Source organism: Micromonospora sp. SYSU B005, from assembly GCF_055362685.1.
In genome coordinates this window covers 146597-164502 of record NZ_JAXCFU010000005.1, presented here as the reverse complement: position 1 = coordinate 164502, position 17906 = coordinate 146597, and the positions used below count along the sequence as shown (strand labels likewise).

Annotated in this window: 17 protein-coding genes, 2 pseudogenes and 1 riboswitch; of the genes and pseudogenes, 13 read left to right on the top strand and 6 right to left on the bottom strand. The window is 72.5% G+C overall.

The genetic code is table 11. The annotated features are described in order from the left end of the window. Positions 1-146 precede the first annotated feature (146 nt). The 4 genes and pseudogenes from SM452_RS14400 to SM452_RS14385 form a co-directional block, all read left to right on the top strand. Positions 147-1466 (top strand): annotated as a pseudogene (locus SM452_RS14400) (M14 family metallopeptidase); the annotation flags it as partial. 120 nt (positions 1467-1586) lie between these two features. Beyond that, positions 1587-1680: riboswitch (cobalamin riboswitch) on the top strand. 107 nt (positions 1681-1787) lie between these two features. Then, a complete protein-coding gene (locus SM452_RS14395) occupies positions 1788-2720 on the top strand; it encodes an ABC transporter substrate-binding protein (protein WP_262016156.1) in 933 nt (310 codons plus the stop codon). Positions 2721-2797: 77 nt separating this feature from the next. Continuing rightward, complete coding sequence (locus tag SM452_RS14390) at positions 2798-3892, top strand: FecCD family ABC transporter permease (protein ID WP_463840148.1); 1095 nt, start codon at positions 2798-2800, stop codon at positions 3890-3892. Beyond that, positions 3889-4668, top strand: coding sequence for an ABC transporter ATP-binding protein (locus SM452_RS14385; protein ID WP_355511309.1), 780 nt, complete (start codon positions 3889-3891; stop codon positions 4666-4668). The genes SM452_RS14390 and SM452_RS14385 overlap by 4 nt, the downstream gene beginning before the upstream one ends. A 330-nt stretch (positions 4669-4998) precedes the next feature. Here SM452_RS14385 and SM452_RS14380 read toward each other — a convergent pair whose 3' ends face one another. From SM452_RS14380 to SM452_RS14370, 3 genes are all read right to left on the bottom strand, one after another. Next, entirely contained in the window at positions 4999-5757 is a 759-nt protein-coding gene (locus tag SM452_RS14380; protein ID WP_463840078.1) for a VOC family protein, read from the bottom strand. 94 nt (positions 5758-5851) lie between these two features. Then, positions 5852-6589, bottom strand: coding sequence for an ABC transporter permease (locus SM452_RS14375; RefSeq protein WP_262016153.1), 738 nt, complete (start codon positions 6587-6589; stop codon positions 5852-5854). A 9-nt stretch (positions 6590-6598) separates the two neighbouring features. Next, positions 6599-7486, bottom strand: a complete 888-nt coding sequence (locus tag SM452_RS14370; RefSeq protein ID WP_355512839.1) for an ABC transporter ATP-binding protein — start codon at positions 7484-7486, stop codon at positions 6599-6601. Positions 7487-7635: 149 nt separating this feature from the next. Between SM452_RS14370 and SM452_RS14365 the strand changes: the two genes are divergently transcribed. The 4 genes from SM452_RS14365 to SM452_RS14350 are packed head-to-tail and all read left to right on the top strand — an operon-like array spanning position 7636 to position 9862. After that, positions 7636-7956, top strand: coding sequence for a type VII secretion target (locus tag SM452_RS14365; RefSeq protein ID WP_194802055.1), 321 nt, complete (start codon positions 7636-7638; stop codon positions 7954-7956). A gap of 12 nt (positions 7957-7968) precedes the next feature. Beyond that, positions 7969-8895: a WXG100 family type VII secretion target gene (locus SM452_RS14360; RefSeq protein WP_135242872.1), complete on the top strand. Its 927-nt coding sequence runs from the start codon at positions 7969-7971 to the stop codon at positions 8893-8895. A 9-nt stretch (positions 8896-8904) separates the two neighbouring features. Beyond that, on the top strand, positions 8905-9258 hold the full coding sequence (locus SM452_RS14355; RefSeq protein ID WP_013283579.1) for a YbaB/EbfC family nucleoid-associated protein: 354 nt from the start codon (positions 8905-8907) through the stop codon (positions 9256-9258). A 4-nt stretch (positions 9259-9262) separates the two neighbouring features. Beyond that, positions 9263-9862: a hypothetical protein gene (locus SM452_RS14350; RefSeq protein WP_355512843.1), complete on the top strand. Its 600-nt coding sequence runs from the start codon at positions 9263-9265 to the stop codon at positions 9860-9862. A 127-nt stretch (positions 9863-9989) separates the two neighbouring features. Here the strand turns inward: SM452_RS14350 and SM452_RS14345 are convergent, their stop codons facing one another. After that, the gene (locus SM452_RS14345) at positions 9990-12035 is read right to left on the bottom strand and encodes a HelD family protein (protein ID WP_463840077.1); all 2046 of its coding nucleotides are present in this window, start codon (positions 12033-12035) and stop codon (positions 9990-9992) included. 222 nt (positions 12036-12257) lie between these two features. On the opposite strand from SM452_RS14345, the pseudogene SM452_RS14340 reads away from it, so the two are divergent. From SM452_RS14340 to SM452_RS14320, 5 genes and pseudogenes are all read left to right on the top strand, one after another. Next, a pseudogene (locus SM452_RS14340) lies at positions 12258-12628 on the top strand (type II toxin-antitoxin system RelE/ParE family toxin). Then, the gene (locus SM452_RS14335) at positions 12625-12945 is read left to right on the top strand and encodes a helix-turn-helix domain-containing protein (RefSeq protein WP_355512847.1); all 321 of its coding nucleotides are present in this window, start codon (positions 12625-12627) and stop codon (positions 12943-12945) included. Before SM452_RS14340 ends, SM452_RS14335 begins: the two are co-directional and overlap by 4 nt. 55 nt (positions 12946-13000) lie before the next feature. Then, a complete protein-coding gene (locus tag SM452_RS14330) occupies positions 13001-13582 on the top strand; it encodes an ArsR/SmtB family transcription factor (RefSeq protein ID WP_194802051.1) in 582 nt (193 codons plus the stop codon). 40 nt (positions 13583-13622) lie between these two features. After that, on the top strand, positions 13623-14876 hold the full coding sequence (locus SM452_RS14325; protein WP_366618473.1) for an MFS transporter: 1254 nt from the start codon (positions 13623-13625) through the stop codon (positions 14874-14876). Between the two features lie 136 nt (positions 14877-15012). Then, positions 15013-15864 carry a menaquinone biosynthetic enzyme MqnA/MqnD family protein gene (locus tag SM452_RS14320; protein WP_194802049.1) on the top strand — a complete coding sequence of 284 codons (852 nt, stop codon included), beginning with the start codon at positions 15013-15015 and terminating at the stop codon, positions 15862-15864. Positions 15865-15932: 68 nt separating this feature from the next. Here the strand turns inward: SM452_RS14320 and SM452_RS14315 are convergent, their stop codons facing one another. Both SM452_RS14315 and SM452_RS14310 read right to left on the bottom strand, forming a co-directional pair. Continuing rightward, the gene (locus SM452_RS14315; RefSeq protein WP_262016147.1) at positions 15933-16868 is read right to left on the bottom strand and encodes a hypothetical protein; all 936 of its coding nucleotides are present in this window, start codon (positions 16866-16868) and stop codon (positions 15933-15935) included. Continuing rightward, positions 16868-17848: a hypothetical protein gene (locus SM452_RS14310; protein WP_463840076.1), complete on the bottom strand. Its 981-nt coding sequence runs from the start codon at positions 17846-17848 to the stop codon at positions 16868-16870. Before SM452_RS14310 ends, SM452_RS14315 begins: the two co-directional genes overlap by 1 nt. Positions 17849-17906: the final 58 nt, after the last annotated feature.

Below are 17906 nucleotides of genomic sequence, written 5' to 3'. Positions count from 1 at the left end.
CGCCAGATGTTCAGGCATAGAAAATCATTGCCGAAGTGACGATCAGGTCGGGATGACCCAAGGCAAAGACAGATATTGATCTGACCATGTGTCTCCTGGTGGAGTGTGCGGACAACGGGATCTCCCGTACCCCCAGGAGGTTGTCCATGGCCTTCCGCGCCTCTCCGCTCCGCCGCCGGCTGGCGCTCGCCGCCGCCGTCGGCCTCACCATCGTCGCCGCGGCCGCAGCCCCCGCCGTCGCCCGACCCGCACCGGAAGGCTCCGGCGAGCCGACCACAGTCGCCTACCGGGTCCTCGGGCCGCGTACGGCGGCCGACCGCACCGCGGTCGCCTCCACCGGTGCCGCGATCGACTACTCCGAGCACGGCGTGCTGCACGTCACGGCGACCAAGGCCGAGGCCAACGCGATCACCCGGCTCGGATTCCGGCTCGAGAAGGACGCCGCGCCGGAGCACGACCACGCCGACGGGGGCATGACCGCCAACGCGTTCCCGCCCGCCGACTCGAACTACCACGACTACGCCGAGCTGACAGCGGTGGTGAACAAGGTGGTCGCCGACCACCCGACCATCGCCCGCAAGCTGAGCATCGGCACGTCGTACCAGGGCCGGGACCTGATGGCGGTGAAGATCTCCGACAACGTCGCCACCGACGAGGCCGAGCCGGAGATCCTGTTCAACGCCCAGCAGCACGCCCGTGAGCACCTGACCGTCGAGATGGCGATCTACCTGCTCAACCTCTTCACCGACAACTACGGCAGCGACTCCCGGATCACAAACATCGTCAACTCCCGGGAGATCTGGATCGTCCCCACCGTCAACCCGGACGGCAGCGAGTACGACATCGCCACCGGCTCGTACCGCTCCTGGCGGAAGAACCGGCAGCCCAACAGCGGCTCCACCGCCGTCGGCACCGACCTGAACCGCAACTGGGGCTACCAGTGGGGCTGCTGCGGCGGCTCGTCCGGCACCAAGTCGTCGGACACCTACCGGGGCCCGTCCGCCTTCTCCGCACCGGAGACCGCGGCGCTGCGCAACTTCGTCAACAGCCGGGTCGTCGGCGGGGTGCAGCAGATCAAGGCGAACATCGACTTCCACACCTACTCGCAGCTGGTGCTCTGGCCGTACGGATACACGTACAACAACACCGCCACCGGGATGAACACCGACCAGTACAACACCTTCGCCACCATCGGACGGCAGATGGCGGCGACGAACAACTACACCCCGGAACAGTCGAGCGACCTCTACATCGCCGACGGCACCAGCATCGACTGGATGTGGGGCGCCCACAAGATCTGGGCGTACACCTTCGAGATGTACCCCGGCTCGGCCTCCGGCGGCGGCTTCTACCCGCCGGACGAGGTGATCCCGGCGCAGACCTCACGCAACCGGGAGGCCGTGCTGATCCTGTCCGAGTACGCCGACTGCCCGTACCGGGCGATCGGCAAGCAGAGCCAGTACTGCTGACCTCACCACCGGGTGGGAACCCCGGTTCCACCCCCGCCGGGGTTCCCACCCACCCCCACCGTCCGGACGATCTCCGCTGGTCGTGCGCTACCGTGGCACCGACCGTGCCACAGCGAAGCCGGTGCGAAACCGGCGCTGTCCCGCAACTGTGATGCCCCGTACGCGCGGCGCCGGCCTTCCGCCGGCGCCGACGGACGTGGGACGAGCCAGGTCGCCTGCGGCCCGGTCGCGACACGCGCTCTCGAGGAAGGGCGCCTCGCGGGCGGGCCTTTCCACCTGTCGGCGAAGCACCACACTCCTCGACCGACAGGAGGCCCCATGTCCAGACGTACCCCCCGGCTCTTCGCCACCGCGCTCGCGGCCGGCGTGCTGCTCCTCGGCGGCTGCGCCGAGAAGACCTCGACCGACACCCCCGCCGCCGGCGGCTCCGGCGGCGCGTTCCCGGCCACCGTCGGCAAGCTGACGCTGGAGAAGCGGCCCGAGAAGATCGTCTCGCTCTCGCCGACCTCCACCGAGATGCTCTTCGCCATCGGCGCCGGCAAGCAGGTCACCGCCGTCGACGACCAGTCGAACTACCCGGCCGAGGCGCCCCGCACCGACCTGTCCGGCTACCAGCCGAACGCCGAGGCGGTCGCCTCCCGCAACCCCGACCTCGTGGTGATCTCGGACAACCTCAACAAGATCGCCGACCAGCTCGTCGCGCTGAAGATCCCGGTCCTCCAGATCCCCGCCGCGGCCACGCTCGACGACACGTACCGGCAGCTCACCGACCTGGGCACGCTCACCGGCCACCGGTCCGAGGCGGACGCCGTGGTGCAGAAGATGAAGGACGACATCACCGCGCTGACCAAGGACCTGCCGAAGCGTACGGAGAAGCCGACCTACTTCCACGAGCTGGGCCCGGAGCTGTACAGCGCGACCAGCAAGACCTTCATCGGCACCATCTACGCGCTCGCCGGCCTGGAGAACATCGCCGACGCGTCCGACGCCGACGGGAAGAACGGCGGCTACCCGCAGCTCTCCCAGGAGGTCATCGTCAAGGCGAACCCCGACTTCGTCTTCCTCTCCGACACCAAGTGCTGCAAGCAGAACGCCGACACGGTGAAGGCGCGCAGCGGCTGGTCCGGCATCACCGCCGTGAAGAACAACCAGATCGTGGAGCTGGACGACGACATCGCCTCCCGCTGGGGCCCGCGCGTGGTCGACCTGCTCAAGGTGATCGTCGACGCCACCGCCAAGGTCCCGGCCTGACCGTGGCCCTACGACAGGCGGACTCCGCCCCGAACCCGGCCGGGACGCCTCGGGCGTCCCGGCCGGGCATCCGGCCGCTGTCCCGCCCCGGGCGGCCCGGGGCGCCCGGCGCGGGCGGCGCCCCGATCCGGCCCGCCGGGCTGCGTAAGCGCTGGCTGTTCGCCGGAGTCGTGGCGGTACTCGTCGCGCTGGTGGCGGGCGTCTCCCTCGGCCCGGTCAGCCTGCCGCCCGGCAGCGTCGCGGCCGAACTGCTCAACCTGCTGCCCGGCGTGCACCTGGACAGCGGGCTCACCGAGCGGGAAGTCGCGATCATCACCGAGCTGCGGCTGCCCCGGGTCGTGCTCGGACTGCTCGTCGGCGCGCTCCTGGCCCTGGCCGGCGGCTGCTACCAGGGCGTCTTCCGTAACCCGCTGGCCGACCCGTACCTGCTGGGCGTGGCGGCCGGCGCCGGGTTCGCGGTCACCGCGGCCATCGTCCTCGGCGCCGGTGCGGGTGGCGCGCTGACCGGGCTGCCGATCACCATCCCGCTCGCCGCGTTCGTCGGGTCGCTCGGCGCGGTGGTGCTCACCTACCTGCTCGGCGCGGCCGGCGGGCGGGACCGTTCCCCGGCCACGCTGATCCTGGCCGGCGTGGCCGTCTCCGCGTTCTTCGCCGCCGGGCAGACGTACCTGCTGCAACAGCACTCCGACAACATCCAGCAGGTCTACTCCTGGCTGCTCGGACGGCTCGCCACCGCCGGCTGGCACGACGTGTGGCTGGTCCTGCCGTACTTCGTGCTCACCTCCGTGGTGGTGCTGCTGCACCGGCGCGAGCTGGACGTGCTCTCCGTCGGCGACGACGAGGCCGCCGGTCTTGGCCTGCACCCGCAGCGCTCCCGCTACCTGCTGATCGCCGCCGCGTCGCTCGGCACCGCCGCCGCCGTCTCCGCGTCCGGGCTGATCGGCTTCGTCGGCATCATCGTGCCGCACACCATGCGGCTGCTCGCCGGTTCCAGCCACCGGGTGATCCTGCCGCTGTCGATGCTGTTCGGCGGCGCGTTCCTGGCCCTGACCGACGTGGTCGCCCGTACCGCCGCCGCGCCCGCCGAGATCCCGATCGGCGTGGTCACCGCGCTACTCGGCGGCCCGTTCTTCGTGCTGGTCCTGCGGACCGCCCGCCGGGTGGCGATGTGAACGCCCCCGCGGTGCGCGTCCACGACCTGCGCGTCGCCCTGGGCGGCACCCCGGTCCTGGCCGGCGTCGACCTCACCGTCACGGCGGGCGAGTGGGTCACCGTGATCGGACCCAACGGCGCCGGCAAGTCGACCCTGTTGCGCGCCGTCGGCGGCCTGCTGGCCGCACCGGGCGAGGTGGCCCTCTTCGGTACGCCGATCGGCGCGCTCCGCCGCCGCGACCGCGCCCGGATCGTGGCCACCGTGGCGCAGTCCCCTGTCGTACCGATCGGCATGTCGGTGTTCGACTACGCGCTGCTCGGGCGCACCCCGTACATCCCGCCGCTGGGCCGCGAGTCCGCCGCCGACCTGGCCGCCGTGCACGAGGTGCTGGACCGCCTCGACCTGGGCCCGTTCGCCCACCGCGAGCTGGCCACCCTCTCCGGCGGCGAGCGGCAGCGCGTCTTCCTGGCCCGGGCGCTGGCCCAGGGCGCCACCCTGCTGCTGCTCGACGAGCCGACCAGCGCGCTGGACATCGGGCACCAGCAGGAGGTGCTGGAACTGGTCGACCAGCTCCGCCGCGAGCACGGACTGACAGTGCTCGCCACCATGCACGACCTCTCCATCGCCGGCGAGTACGCCGACCGTCTGGTCCTGCTCGCCGACGCCCGGGTGGCAGCCGCCGGACCACCGGAGGAGGTGCTGACCGAGGAGCTGCTGGCCCGCCACTACCGAGCCCACATCCGGGTGATCCCCGGCGACCACGGCCCCTTGGTGGTCCCCGTCCGCCCCACCTGACCCCCGCCGCCCTTCCCGCCCTCTCCCCGCCCCCTCCCCGCCCCCTTCTCCCCGTCGATCTTGCACTTCCGGCCCGGGCAAAACGTGCGTATGCCACCTCGGAAGGGCCGCAACTGCAAGATCGACGGAGCGCGCATAGATCTTGGTACGAATCGGCCCTCCTGGGGGCCACTCCGCACCAAGATCTCGACCGGCTTCACTTCTCCTCGTCGATCTTGGACTTTTGGCCCCGGCAAAAGGTGTGTATGCCTCGCAGTGGGGGCCGCGAGTGCAAGATCGACGGGGAGGGTGGGGTGGGGAGGGGCGGGGAGGGTGGGGGTGGGGGTGGGGTCAGCGCAGGGTGGAGATGGAGAAGAGGGCGCCGGCCGGGTCTCGTAGGGCGGCGCTGCGGCCGGCGGGGTTGTCGCGCGGCGGGACGAGGATCGTGCCGCCCAGCTCCGCGGCCCGGGCGGCGGTCGCGTCTGCGTCCTCCACCGCGAAGTAGACCGCCCAGTACGCGGGCAGGTCCTCCGGCATCGGCTCGGCCCGGGGCAGCATCCCGGCGACGATCCGGGCGCCGCAGCGCCACCCGGTGTACGCGACCGGTCCGGCCGGGCGCTCCTCCGGATGCCAGCCGAAGACCAGTGCGTAGAACTCCTTCGCGCCCTCCGGGTCGGGGGTGACCAGCTCGTTCCAGCACATCGCGCCGGGCGCGTTGTACAGCTCGGCCCCGCGCATCGCCATCGGCTGCCACACGCTGAACACCGCGCCGGCCGGGTCGGCGAGGACCGCCATCCGGCCCTGCTGGGCGACGTCGAACGGGGAGACGACGACCTGCCCGCCGGCCGCCTCGACCCTTGTGGCGACCAGGTCGGCGTCGTCGGTCGCCACGTACGTGGACCAGACCGGCACCTGGTCCGGCGTGCCGGGTGGGCCGGCCCCGGCGACCGCCTTGCCGTCCTTGCGGAAGACGGTGTAGCCGGCGGCTTCCGGTTCGGGGGAGATCTCTCCGGTCCAGCCGAACAGCTCGGGGTAGAACCGTCGTGCGTCGTCCAGACCGGGCGTGGCCAGGTCGGTCCAGCAGGGCGTGCCGGGCTCGATGCCGTTCACGGTGACCCCTCTCGCCGGGGGCGGCTCCGCGCGCCCGCCCTGTCGGCATCGTGGCACCGCCGGGTCGGCCACCGGGCCGGAACCGGACAAAAGGTCAGCTGAAGCGGCGTCCCTCGTCCCGCCGGTACGCCCACCCGGCGACCGCGGCGAGCGCCACCACCCAGACCACCAGCATCACCAGCGCCCGGGGATCGGGCTGCCAGTCGGTGACGGCCGCCCAGATCAGCTCCACGGCGCCCCGGGTCGGCAGGTAGGGGGCGATCGCCTTGATGAAGCCGGGCGCGTCGTCCGGCCCGGAGAGCAGGCCGCCGCCGAACGCGAGCGGGAAGAAGACCACCTGCGCCACCACGATCGCGGCCTTGCTCGGCAGTGAGTAACCGATCGCCAGGCCGAGCAGCGTGAACGGCACCGAGACCACGGCGACCGCGCCGAGCCCGAGCAGGAACTGCACCGCGCTGACCCGGGCCTCGGTGGCGACCGCCGCGATCACCACCACCGGGATCATCGACACGTAGGTCAGCACCAGCCCGGCCAGGATCCGCCCGGCCAGCCGTGGCGCCGGCCCGGCCGGCAGGGTCCGGGTGTACGGGTTCCAGGGCTGGTCGCGGTCCTCGGCGACACCCACGCCGTACTGAAAGATGTTGGCGGTCATCACCGCGAACGTGACCATGGCGGCGGTGGCGTAGGTGGCTCCGGTGGGGTCGTCGCCGGCGAACGGCACCACGAAGAAGAGCATCGAGGCGGCGGGGAAGAAGGCGCTGCCGAACACCGCGACCGGTACTCGGACGATCTCCATGAGCTGGTAGCGGGCGTGGACCAGGGCGAGCGGCACGGCGGCCTCCTAGGCGGGGGTGGGCGCGGGCCGGTCGTCGGCCGTGATGGCGAGGAACGCCTCCTCCAGCGAGGTGGGCCGGACCTCCAGGTCGCGGAACGGCACCCCGGAGGTGACCAGGTCGCGGACGAGCTGGTCGGCGTCGGTGGTCAGCAGGTGCACCCGCCCGTCGGCGCGTTCGGTGGCGACCACGCCCGGCAGCGCCGGCAGGTCGTCGGCGACCAGGCTGACCCGGCGTACGCCGACGATCCCGCGGATCGCGGCCACCGAGTCGTCGGCCAGCACCCGCCCGTGGCCGATCACCACCACCCGCTGCGCGAGCGCCTCCACCTCCTCCAGGTAGTGGCTGCTCAGCAGCACGGTGCCGCCGTCGGCGTGGAAGCCGCGGATCGCGTCCCAGAGCGCGTGCCGCGCCTCCACGTCGAGGCCGGTGGTCGGCTCGTCGAGCACCACCAGCCGGGGACGGCCGACGAACGCCAGCGCCACGGCGAGCCGGCGACGCTGGCCGCCGGAGAGGCCGCCGGTCTGCCGGCGTACCTGGTCGGCGAGGCCGAAGCGGTCGAGCAGTTCGCCCCGCGGCACCGGGTCGGGGAAGTGCGCGGAGACGAAGTCGACCACCTCGCCGACCCGCAGCGTGCCGGGCAGGCCGGTCTCCTGCGGGGTGACGCCGAGCTGCCGCCGGCTCGCCGGGTCGCGCGGGTCGCCGCCGCACAGCTCGACCCGGCCGGCGGTGGGCCGGCGCAGCCCGACCAGCAGGTTGATCAGCGTGCTCTTGCCGGCGCCGTTCGGGCCGAGCAGGCCGACCAGCTCCCCGGCCCGGACGGTCAGGTCGACCCGGTCCAGCGCCAGCACGTCGCCGTAGCGACGGCTGACCTGTTCGGCGCGGGCCAGGTTCATCGGCGATCTCCTCGCAGGTAAGTGCTGTGCCTCCCCTGTCTACCGTGCGTGCGCCAGCCCCGCTGTCCCCTGACCGGGTGCTCACATCACCTAGTCTGGGGGCGCCGTCGACGACGGTGGAAGTTCCGACCGGACACTGGGGAGGGTCCGTGACCAGTCCGAGCAGGAATCTCGACGTCCAGCCGGAGGCGCTGAGGGCATTCGCCGCCGCCTCCCGGGACCGGGCCGGCCGGTTCCGCGAGTTGGAGCGGGTGTTCCGCGACGGCCACGTGGCCCGGCACTCCTTCGGTGTGATGCCCGCGTCGTTCAGCCTCGCCGCCGCGTACGAGCAGCAGTTCGAGGCGTGCCTGCAGGGGCTGGCGGACGGTGCCGAGACCATGCTGACCGTCGCCACGGGGCTCGCCGAGACCGCCGCCGCCTACGACGACACGGACTCGGCGAACGACACGATGTTCACCGCCGGCGGCTGAGGGGGAGCGAGGATGAGCACCGAGGCGCTCCAGCGCAACAAGACCTACTTCGAGCAGATCGTGTCGGGCACGCCCGACCCGTTCAAGCCGTTGTCGAACGCGGTGCTGTGGCCGTTCGAGCAGCTCCTGGAACTGGTCGCCGGTGAGCCGGACGACCTGATGCGGGCGGCCCAGCTCGCGATGACCACCGGTGAGGCGGTCCGGCAGATCGCCGGTGACCAGATCGCCGACCGGGCGCGGCTGCGCGGCGCCTGGGACGGCGACGCGGCGGAGAAGTTCCACGCCTCGATGCAGTCCATCGAGGAGGCGATGGACGATCTCGCAAAGGGGCTGGACGGCACCAAGGAGGTGCTCGTCGACTCCGCGAACGCGTCGGTGGACGCGTTCAACCTGCTGGTCGAGCTGATCCTGGAGTTCCTGCTCTGGTTCCTGACCGAGATCATCATCGCCGCGGTGGCGGCGGCGCTGAGCGCCGGCGTGAGCCTTGCCGCCACAGTGGTGCGGGTGCTGGCCCGGCTCGCCACCACCGTCGGCCGTATGGTCAAGATCGTGGCGCGGTTCGCGGAGATCCTCACGAAGCTCGCCACCAAGCTCCAGAAGGTCGCCAACCTGCTCGACCACTACGCCAAGGTGGTGATGGAGCTGCGCCGGGCCAAGAAGGCGTACAGCGCGTTCAGCAAGTCCGGCTACACGAAGGCGGCGCTCGCCTTCAAGGTGGAACGCGCCGCCGTGCTCTTCCCGGGCAAGTTCGCCATCAACCAGGCGTCCCCGGTGAACATCCCCGGCATCGGCGGCGCCCTGCTCGACACCGGGATGGGCCTGCACGACGTCTCCGACGGGCGCAAGGACCGCAACTACCTGGTGGACGGCACGTACCGCGATGATCTCGGCCCGTACACAAAGGGCGTGCAGAACGTGTTCGACTCGATCGTGAACTGAGAGGCAGCAATGACGTTCCCGGCCCTGGACCGGATCGAGGCGTTGGCCCGCAACCTGGACGGGTGGCAGCGCGAACTCGGCGCGCGGATGGCCGAGCTGGAGCAGAGCAGTGCCGAGGGGGTCAGCGACTCCGGCCTGGTCACCGTCGTGGCCGCCGCCGACGGCAAGATCCTCTCCACCGACATCAACGCGCGGGCCATGCGCTTCGACTCGTACACGCTCGCCGAGGAGATCACCTCGGCGGCGAACCGGGCGCAGGAGGCCGCCGCCGCCCGGGTACGCGAGATCGTCGGCGAGGTGATGGGCAACGCGCCGGGCGCGGAGCGCCCCGCCGACGACGGCTACGGCCACGACCGATACTGAGCCGATGGACGAGACCAGATACCGCGACCGGATCGGCCTGCTCGTCGAGCCGGGCGAGCGCGTCCTGGCCCACGCCAAGGCCGACGTCGGCCAGGGGCTCGCTCCGGCGCCGCCGCCCGAGCCGGAGTCCACTGGCGAGCCGAGCCGGCGGACCGTCGGTTCGGTGCTGCTCAACATCCTGCTGCCACTGGCCACCTGGGACCGCGGCGACCGCCTGGTCGACGCGATCGGCTGGGGGATCGCCGGGCGCGGCGCCCCCGGCACCGCCGCCTCCCGCCTGCACCGCGCGCTCCGCCCGCCCCGGCCCGACCTTCAGGTCCGGGAGACGCTGCTCGCGGTCACCGACCGGCGGCTGCTGATCTGCCGTACCGGCGGGGTGAAGCTGCTGGCCGGGCGCGAGGCCGAGGAACGCGCGCTGGCCGAGACCGCCGTGGCGTGGTCGGCCGCGCGCGGCGAGATCGCCTCCGCGCGGGTGGGCTGGCACCGGCTCAACCCGAAGCGGCTGCGGATCGACTTCACCGACGGCTCGTGGCTCTCGTTCACCGTGCCGATCGCCGAGTCCGGCCGCCCGCTGCGCGAGGTCGCCACCGCACTGTCCGCCTGACCGGACCCACTCGCCACGACGGCGGCCGGGCCGTCCAGGACCGCAGTCGGCCGGCCGCGTCCGCGCGGCCGGGCCCCCCGTGTCAGCGTGGCCGGCCGTCCACGTCAGCGCGGCCGGCCCGCCCGCGTCAGGCGGCCAGCGGCGCGGGCAGCGGCTCGCGGTGCAGCACGGCCAGGCGGGAGACCGCCCGGGTCAGCACCACGTACAGGCGGTGCAGCCCGCGCGGCTCGGCGGCCACGATCGCGGCCGGCTCGACGACCACCACGTGGTCGTACTCAAGGCCCTTGACCAGCGTCGCCGGGACCACTGTGACGCGCGCCGCGGCCTCGACGTCGTCGGCCGTGGCGGTCTCGACGCCCGCGTCGGCGAGCGCCGCGCGGAGCCGGTCGACCGCGTCGTCGGCCGCGATCACACCGACCGAGCCGTCGTGCGCGAGCGCCGCCCGCACCTCGGCCACCGTCGCGGCCGTCAGGTCCTCGGCGGTACGCACGTCGAGCGCGCCGTCGTTGCGGAGCGACCGGGCCGGGGGTACGTCGACGGCGAGCGCCGGCAGCAGCCGGTTCGCGAACGCCACCACGGCGGCGGGCACCCGGAAGCCCACGCTCAGCGGCACCACAGCGGCGTCCGGCTTGCCCAGGTGGGCCAGGGAGTCCCGCCAGTCGGTCGCCGCCCAGGGCGCGGTGCCCTGGGCCAGGTCGCCGAGCAGCGTGATCGAGCCGTGCTCGCTGCGCCGGGCGATGGCGCGGCACTGCATCGGGGAGAGGTCCTGCGCCTCGTCTACCACCACGTGCCCGAAGCCGGCGGGCCGTTCCAGCAGCCCGGCCACCTCGTCGATGAGCACCGCGTCGGCGGCGGTCCATCGCGTTGCCTTCGCGGTGCGGCCGATCTTGCCGGACCGGAACAGCTCCTGCTCCTCGGGCGTGAGCAGGCCGTCCGCGGCGGCGGTGAGCGCGTCGGCGTCGGTACGCAGCCGGTGCAGCAGCCCGTCCGGGGTGAGCGCCGGCCAGACCGTGTCGAGCAGGTCGGTCACCGGCTTGATCCGGCTCATCCGGCGCAGCCAGGCGTCGCTCGGTGACTCCGCCCGGCGCGCCTCGGCCTGGCGTTGCAGCAGCCCCACCACCCGCGCCCGCACCCGCTCCCGGCCGGTGGCGTAGGGCAGCCCCTCCCGGCGCGTCTCGGTGACCAGCCGGTGCAGCGGGTCCAGCCCGATCCGCCACCGGTACGAGCCGTCCGACACCATGATCGGCTCGGTCGGCGTACCGATGTGGGCCTCGACGGCCCGGCGCAGCACCTCGGCCATCCGGACGTCGTGCTTGAGCGCGGCGGCGGCCGGGTCGTCGACCGCGCGGACCGGCACCCGCGTGACCAGGTCCTCCACTGTGGCCTGCTCGACCTCGACCTCACCGAGCGCGGGCAACACCGCCGCGATGTACGACAGGAACGCCCGGTTCGGCCCGACGATCAGCACGCCCGAGCGGCGCAGCCGTTCCCGGTGCAGGTAGAGCAGGTACGCGGCGCGGTGCAGCCCGACCGCCGTCTTCCCGGTGCCGGGCGCGCCCTGCACGCAGATCGAGTCGGCCAGGTCGGCGCGGACCAGCTCGTCCTGCTCCGGCTGGATGGTGGCCACGATGTCGCGCATCGGGCCGACGCGGGGGCGCTCGATCTCGGCGGTGAGGATGCGGCTGGCGGTGCCGAGTTCCTCGCCCCGGTCCAGGTGCTCGTCCTCGAAGCTGGTCAGCGTCCCGGCGCTGAACCCGAACCGGCGGCGTACGGCGACGCCCTGCGGATCACGCGCGCTGGCCCGGTAGAACGACCGGGAGACCGGGGCCCGCCAGTCCAGCACCAGCGGCTCGCCCAGCTCGTCGGTGACGTGCCGGCGCCCGACGTGGTACTCCCGCCCGGCGTGGTCCGAGTCGTCGCCGCCGAAGTCCAGGCGGCCGAAGAACAGCGGGGTGGTCGGGTCGTCGGCCAGTTCCTTGACCCGCCGGGCCATGTGCCGGCCGAGCTGCTCGGCGGTGTACGAGTCACCGGCCACCTTGTCACCGGTGGCGAAGAGCGCCTCGGCGCGTTCCCGCATCCGTTTCAGCGCGGCGCGGGAGGCGTCGAGGTGGGCACGTTCGGCGGTCAGCTCGGCGTCGAGACCGGGTGTGGCGTCAAGATCGGTTGCGGGCACTGTGAACTCCGATGGCTCAACTGAGGCTCGCTCGCGTGTCCGGGGCGGTTGGCCTGCTCCCGGCGCGGGGACGTCCGCTGCGGTGCATGCTCACCGCGGCCGTCGGGCGGCCATCGACTTTACGGGAGCGCTGGCAGGTCGCGCCAACGAATTTCGTGGTGGCAGGCGATTCGCTCGACCCACCTCCGCCTTAAGAATATTATTAAGTCCGGAGGTGGGGGGATGGAGTGGGAGATCCTGATGACCGGGCAGGTGGAGGAGTTCCTCGACCAGCTCTACGTCCTCGACCGCAACTCCCATCGCCTCGTCAACCAGGCCATCCTGGTGCTGGAGCGCAACGGGCCCGCCGAGGGTCGGCCCCTCGTCGACAGCATCACCGCCTCGCGTCTCAGCAATCTCAAGGAGCTGCGGCCCCGTCAGCGGGGCGCACCGAGATCAGGATTCTGTTCGTCTTCGATCCTTGGCGTTCGGCGGTGCTGCTGGTCGCCGGTGACAAGTCCGGGCAGTGGGCACGCTGGTACCGGGAGGCCATACCGGAGGCGGAGCAGCTGTACGACACGTACCTGAAGGAACGGCAGGAGGAGAACCGATGAGCGGCGTCAAGCGCTGGCGGGACACCACACACCTGGACCGGGCGATCGACACGGCCGGCGGACCGCCCGCGTTCGAGGCCGAGGTCGGGGAGATGCTCGATCATGCTCGCGGGTGGCGGCTCGCCGAGCTGCGCAAGCGGCGGGAGATGACCCAGGAGCAGGTGGCGTCGAGGATGGGGGTCTCGGTGGCTCGGGTCTCGCAGATCGAGGCGGGTAACGTCGCGACCCAGGAGGTGCTCGCGCGCTACATCGGCGCGCTCGGGGGCACCCTCAAACTGATCGCCGATTTCGGTGACGAGCAGCTCAAGGTCGCCTGATCCGATGAGTTCCACCGCTGGATCCCGGCGTCCGCGGACGCGGGATCATTGAGGCATGACCGAGGCGCTTCCCGGCCGGAGCCGGGTGACGATCAGTGATCCGCAGGTGATGCGGGCGCTCGCTCACCCGGCCCGCATGGCGATCATGGAACATCTCGGCACGCTGGAGGGCGGTGCGACGGCCACCGAGTGCGCCGAGATCGCCGGGCTGTCGCCGAGCGCCACCAGCTACCACCTGCGCGAGCTGGCGAAGTTCGGGCTGGTCCGGCAGGCGCCGGGCCGGGGTGACGCCCGGGAGCGGGTGTGGCAGGCGGTGAATCCGTCGTTCCATGTCGAGGTGGGGCCGGACGCCGATCCGGAGGCGCGTGCCGCCGAGGCGGCCCTGGTCGAGGCGCACATGGTCCGTGACGCCCAGCGGGTCCGGGACTGGTTGCGCCGGGCGCCGGACGAGTCGCCGGAGTGGTACGCGGCGACCTGGTTCAGCGACAGCATGCTGCTCATGACCGCCGAGGAGCTGACCGAGCTGAACCAGGCGGTCCAGGCGCTGATGGAGCCGTACCGGCGGCGGACCCGGACCGATCCGCCGGCCGGCGCTCGGCCGGTGGCGACCCAGTACCGGGCGATGCCCGTCGACTGAGGGCTTGCGCGCGTCAGTTGTGAAGGATTACTTTCGAAGTATGTCCTTCACAACTGACGAGTCGCGCTGGCCGGACGTCTGGCTCGCGGCCACCGCGCGCGGCATCTCCAGTTGCGGGGACTTCCTCGCCGCCGCCACGCTCACGCTCGCCCTCCAGTCCGCCGGCGCCGGCGGCCTCGCCGTCTCCGGGCTGCTGCTCGCCGCGACGCTGCCGCTCGTGGTGCTCGCGCCGCTGACCGGCCGGCTCGCCGACCGGGTGGACAGCCGGGTGCTGCTCGTCGCCGCTGGTCTCGCGCAGGCCGCGGTCTGCCTGGCCCTCGCGTACGCGCGGGATCCGGTGCTGGTGATCGCGCTGGTGGCGCTCCTGGCGACCGGGCTCGCGGTCACTCAGCCGGCGATCGCCGCGCTGGTGCCGGTGATGGTCCGGCCAGAGGACCTGCCCCGGGCGGGCGCGCTCAACCAGACCGCCGGGACGCTCGGCGCGCTCGCCGGTCCGGCGCTGGCCGGGCTGCTCGTCGGGCAGTTCGGCACCCGGGTGCCGCTGCTCGTCGACGCGTTCAGCTACCTCGCGCTGGTGGCGGCCGGGCTGCTCATCCGTACCCGCAGGGGAGGGCGCCGGACGCCGGCCGCGGTCGCCGCGGCGGTCGCGCCCGCCTGGCGGCTGCGCCGTGACCCGCTGCTCACCGTGATGGTCGGCAGCGTGGCCGCGGTGATCGGCGCGGTCGGCGCGGTGAACGTGATCGAGGTCTTCTTCATCCGGGAGACGCTCGGCAGCAGCACCACCGTGTACGGCCTGGTCACCGGCTCCTGGACGCTCGGCATCGTGCTCGGCGCGTGGCTGTTCGCCCGGGTCGCCCGCCGGCTCGCCGACGACGGCGCGCTGCTCGGGGCCGGGCTGGTGCTGCTCGGCGGATGCTGCCTGGCGGTGCTCGTCTCGGCAGCGGTGCCCTCGGCGTGGCTGCTCGTGCCGATCTGGCTGCTCGGCGGGGTGGGCAACGGGGGCGACAACGTCTTCAACAACCTGCTGCTGGCCCGGCGGGTGCCGGAGGCGGCGCGGGGCCGCGCGTTCGCCGTCTTCGGGGCGGCGGCGCAGGGCGCGGCGATGGGCGGCTACCTGGTCGGCGGCCTGCTGCTGGAGGTGGCCGGTCCGCGCGCGCTCGTCGCCGCATGCGGCGTGGCCGGTCTGCTGGTGGTGGTGGCGCTGGCCTGGCCGGTCCGCCGCGCGGTACGCGCCGAGCGCGCCGCCAACCGAGCGGCCACGCCTGCCGTCGCCGTGGCGGCGGGGCCCGTGTGACCGCTGGTGTTAAGAAGGGGCCCTTCCTCTACCGGAGGCGTTAACAAGGGGCCCTTCCTTCCCGCCGGGAGCGGAGTTCACCACTCGATCGGATCCCCCGGCGGCGAGGTCGGAGCCACGGCGATACGGTCGGGTCATGGCCGACCGCATCGCCCGCCCCCGCGTGGGGCACATCCAGTTCCTCAACTGCCTGCCCATCTACTGGGGGCTGATGCGGTCCGGCGCGCTGATCGACGTCGACCTGCACAAGGACTCGCCGGACCGGTTGAGCGCCGACCTGGTCGCCGGTGACCTGGACATCGGCCCGATCACGCTGGTGGAGTTCCTCAAGCACGCCGACGACCTGCTGCTCCTGCCGGACCTGGCGGTCGGCAGCGACGGGCCGGTGCTCTCGGTGAACGTGGTGTCCACCCGCCCGCTGGGCGAGCTGGACGGCGCCCGGGTGGCCCTCGGCTCCACGTCGCGTACCGGGGTGCTGCTGGCCCAGCTGCTGCTCGCCGAGCGGCACGGGGTGCGCCCGGAGTACTTCCGCTGCCCGCCGGACCTGACCCAGATGCTGCTGGAGGCCGACGCCGGGGTGCTGATCGGTGACGTGGCGCTGCGCGCCCTCTACGAGGCGCCGGCCAAGGGCCTCGAGGTGACCGACCTGGGGCAGGCGTGGCACGACTGGACCGGCCTGCCGATGGTGTTCGCCGTCTGGGCGGTACGCCGCGAGTTCGCCGCCGCCCACCCGGGCCTGGTCAAGGAGGTGCACGAGGCGTTCCTGCGCTCGCGTGACCTGTGCCTGGCCGAGCTGGACCAGGTGGCGGAGGCGGCGGCGCGCTGGGAGACGTTCGACGCGGCGACGCTCGCCACGTACTTCCGGGCGCTCGACTTCTCGCTCGGTGAGCGGCAGGTGGCCGGGCTGCGCGAGTTCGCCCGCCGGGCGGCCGCGTACGGGGAGGTGCCGGCGCTGCCGGCCGGCGGCCCGGAGTTCTTCCAGGGCTGACCGCGCCGCCGCCCGGGGCTCAGGCCGGCGGGCGGGCGCGTGGGCTCAGGTCGCTGGATTCGCGTGGCTCAGGTCGCGGGGCGCAGCAGCGCCTTGGTGATCCGTTCGCAGGCGTCCATGCCGTACTCCCAGCCGCCCTCGACGCCGAACGGGGTGCGCAGCATCACGCCCATCGTCCAGGTGTCGCCGATGGCCAGGCAGTTGACGTGGTACTCCTCTTCCTTGTCCCGGTCGATCCACCCGTTCTTGATGGCGATCTTCTTCTGCTCGGCCGCCGGGAACGCCTTGCGGATGCCGAAGTCGCCGGGAGCGCGGACCTGGCGCATCTCGTTGAGCAGCCACTTGGTCCACTTCGGCCCGGCCGCGCGGCCGTCGTCGATGCAGAGACCGAGCCGGGCGGTGTCACGAGGGGACAGCTCGGTGCGGCTCCAGCCGCCGTCGGAGGCGACCTCGCTGTCGGTCAGCTTGCAGATCGAGATCAGCCGCTCGATCGAGTCCGAGCCGCCGACGTTCTCGTAGAACTCCTGGGCGCGGGTGTTGTCGCTGTCCCGGATGATCTTCGTGGCGTCGGCGAGCTTCGCATCGCTCGGCGTCTTGCCGTCCTCGGCGCTCAGGCGCAGGTAGTCGGCCACCACCCAGGACTTGATCAGTGACGCGGTCGTGCTGGTCTCGCCCATGTTCGCCGAGCCGATGATCTTCCCGGTGCGCTTGTCCAGCACGGACCAGGCGTACCAGCCCTTGATCTTGAGGCTGTCCAGGTTCTTCGCCTGGAACGGCAGCGGGGCGATCGACGGTGAGGGGGCGACGCGTGGCGCGTTGCGGTCGACGGACTGCTGAGTGGACCGCTCGTTCGTCGGTTCGGGACGCGAGTTCGCGGTCGCCTCCAGCGGCGAGCCGGGGATCACACGCAGGGAGAGGCCGAGCAGGCCGACGAGGACCGCAGCCAGGGCGCTGAAGGCGAGTGGGCGCCGATAGCTGCCGGGCCGACGCCGGGCACCGGCCATCAGAGCTTCCCGACCGGCTGCTGCGGCACCTTGAGCGCGGCGCCGGGCTGCGGCGTCACGAGCTGGGTGGCGACGGCGGCGCACATCTTCGCACCGTACGGCAGGCCGGCGCGGCCCGGGTACCGCATCATCACGGAGAGACTCCACTTGTCGGTGAACGCCAGGCAGCTGACGTGCCAGTTGCCGTCGTAGGCGAGCTGGGTCCAGCCGTTCTTCATGTGCACCGGGCCCTGCGACTTGATCGTCGCCGGCAGGCCGTCGATGATGCCCCACCGGCCGCCGCCGGACCGTGCGCCCTGCTTGTTGACGCTGCCGGCCACCTTGGTCATCTCGGTGAGCAGCCACTTGGTCCACTTGGGCCCGGCGGCGCGGCCGTCGGCGATGCAGTCGCCGAGGCGGACCGCGTCACGCGGGGACATCTCGGTGAAGCTCCACCAGCCCTTGTACTGGGGCACGTCGCCGGGCTTGGTGTCGGTCAGGCCGCAGATCCGGATCGCCCGCGCGATGACCGGGTCCGGCTTGCCGCCCGGCTGGGGCCGGTAGGAGCCGCCGGCCGCCCGGTAGACCCGGTTGGCGCCGTCGTCGTCGCTGTTCCGGATCGCCAGGATCGCCGCCTTCTCAAGGTCGGCGGCCGGCTGCTTGTCGCCGAGCTGACGATGGTAGTCGGCGACGATCCAGGCCTTGAGCATCGACTCGGTGGAGCTGGTCTGGTTCATGTTCTTCGCGCCGGTGACAGTGCCGGTCTCGCGGTCCATCAGGGCCCAGGAGAAGAACTCGCCCTTGAAGTTCACCGACACCGGGGCGTCGGCGAGCGTCGGGGGCGCAGGCGCGGTCGGCGTCGGCGCCGGGACCTGCGCACCGCCGCCGAGGCCGCCCGCGTCGCCGCCGCCGGCGAGCTTCGCGTACGCGGCCGGCACCAGCATGACGCCACCGATGATGATCGCCACGATGGCGACCGCCATGGTCACGCGAGGTCGCATGAGTGGTGAACTCCAGATGTCTGGCCGGGGGGACCGGCACTTCCGCATGGGTCCGGCC

What these genes read in the sequence shown, in the direction of transcription:
- SM452_RS14315 (WP_262016147.1), bottom strand. Translation starts at nt 16,868, where the DNA reads ATGGCCGGTGCCCGGCGTCGGCCCGGCAGCTATCGGCGCCCACTCGCC.
- SM452_RS14325 (WP_366618473.1), top strand. Translation starts at nt 13,623, where the DNA reads ATGTCCTTCACAACTGACGAGTCGCGCTGGCCGGACGTCTGGCTCGCG.
- SM452_RS14350 (WP_355512843.1), top strand. Translation starts at nt 9,263, where the DNA reads ATGGACGAGACCAGATACCGCGACCGGATCGGCCTGCTCGTCGAGCCG.
- SM452_RS14355 (WP_013283579.1), top strand. Translation starts at nt 8,905, where the DNA reads ATGACGTTCCCGGCCCTGGACCGGATCGAGGCGTTGGCCCGCAACCTG.
- SM452_RS14360 (WP_135242872.1), top strand. Translation starts at nt 7,969, where the DNA reads ATGAGCACCGAGGCGCTCCAGCGCAACAAGACCTACTTCGAGCAGATC.
- SM452_RS14330 (WP_194802051.1), top strand. Translation starts at nt 13,001, where the DNA reads ATGACCGAGGCGCTTCCCGGCCGGAGCCGGGTGACGATCAGTGATCCG.
- SM452_RS14395 (WP_262016156.1), top strand. Translation starts at nt 1,788, where the DNA reads ATGTCCAGACGTACCCCCCGGCTCTTCGCCACCGCGCTCGCGGCCGGC.
- SM452_RS14370 (WP_355512839.1), bottom strand. Translation starts at nt 7,486, where the DNA reads ATGAACCTGGCCCGCGCCGAACAGGTCAGCCGTCGCTACGGCGACGTG.
- SM452_RS14335 (WP_355512847.1), top strand. Translation starts at nt 12,625, where the DNA reads ATGAGCGGCGTCAAGCGCTGGCGGGACACCACACACCTGGACCGGGCG.
- SM452_RS14320 (WP_194802049.1), top strand. Translation starts at nt 15,013, where the DNA reads ATGGCCGACCGCATCGCCCGCCCCCGCGTGGGGCACATCCAGTTCCTC.
- SM452_RS14310 (WP_463840076.1), bottom strand. Translation starts at nt 17,848, where the DNA reads ATGCGACCTCGCGTGACCATGGCGGTCGCCATCGTGGCGATCATCATC.